Origin of the sequence: Cetobacterium somerae ATCC BAA-474, assembly GCF_000479045.1 — a bacterium.
GTDB lineage: Bacteria > Fusobacteriota > Fusobacteriia > Fusobacteriales > Fusobacteriaceae > Cetobacterium_A > Cetobacterium_A somerae.
The window spans coordinates 1-998 of the sequence record NZ_KI518169.1; the positions used below are offsets into that span (position 1 = coordinate 1).

The following is a 998-nucleotide window of genomic DNA, read 5'->3' on the forward strand; positions in this document are numbered from 1 at the left end:
GGTCGAAGGTTCGAATCCTTTTCTAGGCACCACTTTGAAATTTTAAGCACAGATTACTCTGTGCTTTTTTTATTATTATTTATTCAAAAATTTTATTATTTCACTATTTACAAATGTAGGATTTTCTAAATTAGATATATGCCCAGCATTTGGAATAATAGTTAGTTTTGAGTTTTTAACTAGCTTATGCATTTCAAGACTTTCATATGCTGGTCTAGGGATATCTTCATCTCCAACTAAAAATAAGGTTGGATTTTTAATATTTTTCATTTCATTTAGAAGATTTTCTCTTTGAAAAATTTCTCTTCCTAATTTAACAATAGTATCAATGTTTTTCTCTTTTTTATTCATAAGTTCATTTTTAAAATTTCTATAAAAAATTCCTTTTGAATTCCCTTCGTTTTTACTAAAAAACATTGGGGTAATTATATTTGCAAGTTCTTCTGGAATATACTTTAGATGTTCAATAGTATTTAATAAATTTATATATTTTTCTTGTGTTGAAATAGGCTCATCTCCAGAATATCCATCCATTAAAACTAATTTTTTAATTCGATTACTATAATTTAATGCTAAATAAGTACCTAACATAGCACCTACAGATAAACCAATATAATCGAATTGTTTTATATTTAGTTGGTTTGCTATATTAATTATATCTTCAGTAAGTTCTTTAAGAGAACAAGTATCCTCTTTATTTAAAAAGTCAGATTCACCATGCCCCCATAAATCTATAGAGATACACTTGAAGCTTTTTGAAAGCTCTTTTAGTTGAGGCTCCCACATATTACTATCCCAAAGATATGAATGGATAAAAATGATAGGATCCCCTTCTCCTAAAATATTTACTTTTATTTTTTTATTTTTTCTTAATGTAATATACATTTATTCACCACCTTTATATTGCTAGTTATAATTTTAATACAAAAAACTACAAAATGGTAACTTTTTACATAAATATTGAAAAAATATACTTTGAATACTAAATTTTATACATT

The 998-nt window shown here is 25.2% G+C and carries 1 protein-coding gene; it reads right to left on the bottom strand.

The annotated features are described in order from the left end of the window. Positions 1 to 75 precede the first annotated feature (75 nt). Positions 76 to 885 carry an alpha/beta fold hydrolase gene (locus HMPREF0202_RS07640; RefSeq protein WP_023052416.1) on the bottom strand — a complete coding sequence of 270 codons (810 nt, stop codon included), beginning with the start codon at positions 883 to 885 and terminating at the stop codon, positions 76 to 78. Positions 886 to 998: the final 113 nt, after the last annotated feature.